The 4,579-nt window shown below is 61.2% G+C and carries 6 protein-coding genes; all 6 read left to right on the top strand.

Translation table 11 applies throughout. The annotated features are described in order from the left end of the window. The first annotated feature begins 92 nt into the window (after positions 1-92). On the top strand, positions 93-629 hold the full coding sequence (locus ACFWAY_RS53020) for a DUF779 domain-containing protein (protein WP_378516435.1): 537 nt from the start codon (positions 93-95) through the stop codon (positions 627-629). 272 nt (positions 630-901) lie between these two features. Next, a complete protein-coding gene (locus ACFWAY_RS53025; RefSeq protein WP_378516436.1) occupies positions 902-1,375 on the top strand; it encodes a VOC family protein in 474 nt (157 codons plus the stop codon). Next, positions 1,362-2,213: a pyridoxamine 5'-phosphate oxidase family protein gene (locus tag ACFWAY_RS53030; RefSeq protein ID WP_378516437.1), complete on the top strand. Its 852-nt coding sequence runs from the start codon at positions 1,362-1,364 to the stop codon at positions 2,211-2,213. The genes ACFWAY_RS53025 and ACFWAY_RS53030 overlap by 14 nt, the downstream gene beginning before the upstream one ends. Before the next feature lie 162 nt (positions 2,214-2,375). Then, positions 2,376-2,723: a hypothetical protein gene (locus tag ACFWAY_RS53035; RefSeq protein WP_378516438.1), complete on the top strand. Its 348-nt coding sequence runs from the start codon at positions 2,376-2,378 to the stop codon at positions 2,721-2,723. 352 nt (positions 2,724-3,075) lie between these two features. Next, positions 3,076-3,702: an FMN-dependent NADH-azoreductase gene (locus tag ACFWAY_RS53040; protein ID WP_378516439.1), complete on the top strand. Its 627-nt coding sequence runs from the start codon at positions 3,076-3,078 to the stop codon at positions 3,700-3,702. Between the two features lie 316 nt (positions 3,703-4,018). Then, positions 4,019-4,579: NB-ARC domain-containing protein (locus tag ACFWAY_RS53045; RefSeq protein WP_378516440.1), on the top strand; the 561-nt coding region annotated here is incomplete at its 3' end.

Below are 4,579 nucleotides of genomic sequence, written 5' to 3' on the forward strand. Positions count from 1 at the left end.
GGCCGCGAGAACCACCTGATGATGCTCGAGCACTACCAGCAGACGAAGAACCTGCTGGTCAGCTACGCCCAGAAGGCTCAGGGCTTCTTCTGATGAACCCCACCACAGCCCCACGCATCGTGGCAACCAGCGAGGCGGTGGAGCTTCTCCGCCGCCTCGGCGGTACCCACGGGGCGTTGATGATGCATCAGTCCGGCGGATGCTGCGACGGCTCCGCGCCGATGTGTTACCCCGACGGTGAATTCATCGTCGGCGACCGCGACGTGCTGCTCGGCGTCCTGGACCTGCGTCTCAGGGTCGGGGAGACCCCGTCCACCCGGCCCGAGGGCGGCGATGCGGTACCCGTGTGGATCTCCGGTTCGCAGTTCGAGGTCTGGAAGCACACCCAGCTGGTCCTCGACGTGGTGCCCGGCCGCGGATCGGGCTTCGGTCTCGAGTCGCCAATGGGCGTGCGGTTCCTGAGTCGGTCCCGGGCTTTCACTGCCGCGGAGATCTCGGCGTTGCCCGAGACGATTGACGGACGAGCGTGGGAACAGGGGCAGCGGCCCGCACTGCCTGCCCAGCCCCAGGTTGTGGGACAAGCGGCGGACGCTTGCCCCGTGCCCCCATTGGTCTCCGGCACCGTGTGAGATAGGCGGTACGCCGCGATCAGTCGGCGCTGCAACCGTCGGTGTGCCACTGGCGCGCCCCCAGTGCCAGTGGCACACCGACGGCGCCCACCGAACACCCTTTCTGGACAGGGGAAACCAACCCTGCGGCTAGCTCAACAGTCTTCGCTTGACCAGCACATCAGCGGCCCCACCGAGTCGAGCGTGCCGTGCACCGAGAAACACCAATATCCCGTACTCATCCACATCATTTGTGGCAGTAACGGCGCAAATGAGCAGAGGGAAGAACAAGAATGACCCCTACGAGATCGAATCCAGCACCCATCAGAGCGGTCACCGGGCATGTGGGGATCAACGTGACCGATCTGGCCAGGTCAATAGATTTCTACCAAGCAGTATTCGCGGTCGAGGTCATCGCCTCAGGCAAGGACAGCGGACGACCATGGGCCTTCCTCGGACGCGAGGGCGCCCTGATTCTCACCCTATGGCAGCAGAGCGAAGGGCGCTTCCGCCCCCATGCTCCCGGCCTGCATCATCTTTCATTCGAAGTGCCAACGCTTGCTGAAGTCGAATCGTCAGTACGGCTGCTCAATTCACTCGAGATTCCGATGCTCTACGAAAGCATCCTGCCCCATGCCGAGGGCAGCTCCTCGGGAGGAGTATTCTTCGCGGACCCCGACGGCACACGCCTGGAAATCTTCACCAATGACGGCGTTCAACACCTCTCGGCACTCGAGCACGGCGAACCGAGCTGTGGCTTCTTCTGATGGCCGGTCGCCGTATCATCCGGGAGAAGATCTGGTGCAGCGTTCGGTCGGTCAACTGGAAGTCGCCGCCCGACGTGGAATCGCAATCAGGCGTGAGATACCCCCAGCGCTAGCACATTTCGTTCAAGAGCAACCGAGGATTCTGCTCGGTGGCATCGGCAACGGCAACCTGGTTTGGGCCACGGTAATGGTCGGTCCTGTGGGGTTCGTCAAGGCCATCGAACCTGGTGTGCTGAGGATCGCAGGGCGCCCCACTGGTCATGATCCGCTCGCCGATCTCGCGGATGGCAGCGAAGTTGGATCGTTAGTCATTGATCTGGCAACTCGGCGCCGAGCCCGGCTGAACGGACGGGCGTGGATCCACGAACAGGGCATCGACCTGAATCTGGATCAGGTCTATCCCAACTGCGCGCAACACATCCGACACCGGGAATGGAACGACAGTGGCACCGAATACCTGACTGGATGCAGGTCACACGAACTGTCCGAACGTCAACGTGCACTGATTGCGGACACCGAGATGTTCTTCGTTGCCTCCATCGCGCCGGGAGAAGGCGCGGACATCTCACATCGTGGAGGCCCTCGCGGATTCGTGACGTCGTCGAACCCTCACTCAATCGAGTTTGACGACTACGACGGAAATGCGATGTTCAATACCCTCGGAAACTTACAACAAGACGATCGGATTGGGCTGCTGATCGTGGATTCTCCGACGTGCTCGCTCATCCATATCAGCGGCACGGCGAGCTGGAAGAAGACACCCACTGGGAGACGAGTCTTCGTCGCAGTGCAACAAGTGCTCGACAGATCAAGCCATGAACGCGACGACTCCTGCTGAAGAATCTTGTCGCCCGACATGAAGAGCGTGAGACCCGACAATGGGCGCTCCAGGCCCCGTCATCGCAGTCTGGGCCTCGCGGATGGGCACCGATTGCGGTCGATCAGGGTTAGCTGACGATCCTGAAGAAGGCCGTACGTGGCGGCATGACTAGACCCAGCGGTGGACGACACTGGGACGATCACCGACAGCCTCGGCGGGGTGATGGTCATAGAGGCCCGACTCGACGAAAGCGATCAGATCGTCACATGGTGGCCGCCAGGCCAAGCAGCGGCGGTGCTCGTCAAGTCAACCGAAATCATCATCGGCGTCGAAACAGCACTGACGCAGTCGACCAAAATTGTGCCTCACTGCAACCCGACGCAGTTGTTGAGGCGAGCTTCGGTCGACGGCATCTGGTGGGTTCGCACCGATACGGTACTGCTAGCAGGTGCGGTTCCGGCCACGCTGCATGACGCCGCACCTCAATCGGTCTATGTCAGGAGCGGGCTATTCACCGGGCAGCGTTGAGCTAGGACGCCAACCTATATTCAGGTCGTCGCGATGCGGGTCGCTGGCCTCCTTTTGCGGGCCCGGACACCGAGTGGGCGCGTATCTTCTTGTAACGCAACTAAGTTGCACCAATTGAGTTTCTAAGGTTATCCACCGCACCACTGGATTCGTGTAAACCGCTATCTACCACCATCACCTGGCGCACCCGGCATTCGGTGGATACGAGCAGTCGGGCGTCGGTCGTGGGAACCACCTGTTGACGCTCGACACGACCCAGCGGACCAAGAGTCTCCTGGTCAGCCACGCCCAGAAGGCGGGCTTCTGATTCACCTCCGACGTTCCCCAAACCATCAGTGAAAGGAGCCATTTCATGGCCACCCTACTTCATATTTCCTCCTCACCGAGAAGTGAGGCATCCGAGTCGCTATCCCTTGCTCAGGCCTTTCTGGACACCTACGCTCAGACGCATCCCGGGGACACCATCGAGACTTTCGACCTGTGGGATGGAACGCTTCCTGAGTTCGGCCCGGCGGCGGCCGCAGCGAAGATGGCCGTGTTCGCAGGCCAGGAACCGCAGGGCGAGGCGAGCAGGGCGTGGGCAGCTTCTCTCGATACTTTCCATCGCTTCGCTGCTGCCGACAGCTACCTGTTCAGCGTTCCAATGTGGAATGCCGGAATCCCCTACATCCTCAAGCAATTCATCGATGTGGTGAGCCAACCTGGGACGGTGTTCGGCTTCGATCCGGAGACCGGCTACACCAGCCTGCTAGAAGGCAAGAAGGCCGCCGTGATTTATACCAGCGCGGTCTACGGGCCGGGTCGACCGCCTGCTTTCGGCTCCGATTACCAGGTTCCGTACTTCGCGGAATGGCTGCAGTGGATCGGGATCAAGGACATCCAGGCGATCGAATTCCGCCCCAATCTGGCCACGGCCGATGCCGATGCCGGCCGCGCCGCGGCCCGAATTGCCGCGATCACTGCCGCAACGGACTTCTGACTTTTCCGTCGACCCCGGCAATGCCCCTGACCACGATTGCTGGTCAGGGGCGTTGCCGGGGGGAATTTGGCTCGTCCAACAACGACGCCGCCGTCCGGTCACCTCTACCTGCAAACGGAGGTGTGCGGCCTGAGCGATGTGGATCACACTTGGAGACGTTCATACGATTCGGTCTGCGGAATCGCAGATTCAACGAAAAAGTGTGGCAGACAGGATCCAATAATGGGTTCAGCTCGAAACGCCCACGACACCCCACGCGTCTATCCGCCGACGTCACACACTGCGCGAATCGTAAGAGGATGAAAGAAGCGGCCCCATGGCACTCCCCACCGACTCGAGAGTAGGAAACCTGCCCTTCGAGCTGACCAGCTTCGTCGGCCGCCGAAGCGAAGTCACCGAGGTCAAACGCCTAATCAGCGCCTTCCGGCTCGTCACCCTGACCGGGTTCGGTGGGGTCGGTAAAACACGACTTGCGCTGCGAGTGGCTGCGGACGTGAGTCGGGCGTTCGCTGACGGGGTATGGCTAATCGAACTCGGTGAGCAGCAAGACGACACACGGTTCACGGAAACTGTGGCTGGCGTACTCGGTATCGAAATGGGTTCGGACAGGGGGACGCTCGAAGCCCTAACTGAGTACCTCGCCTCCCGACAGCTTCTACTCGTGCTCGACAATTGCGAGCACTTGGTTGACGAAATCGCGGCCCCGGCGCGGGCCTTGCTACGGAAGTGCCCGAGACTTCGCATTCTCGCCACTAGCAGCAATACCGTTTATTTATGGCGACGGCACGGAGTCGCCCGAGAGGACGAGCGGTCTGCGGTCTACGCAGGGCGCGTTGCGGTGGTGCGGGTGCTTGACGTGGAAGACGGACATCTTGCG

The organism is Rhodococcus sp. NPDC059968 (assembly GCF_042738615.1).
Classification (GTDB): Bacteria; Actinomycetota; Actinomycetes; order Mycobacteriales; family Mycobacteriaceae; genus Rhodococcus_F.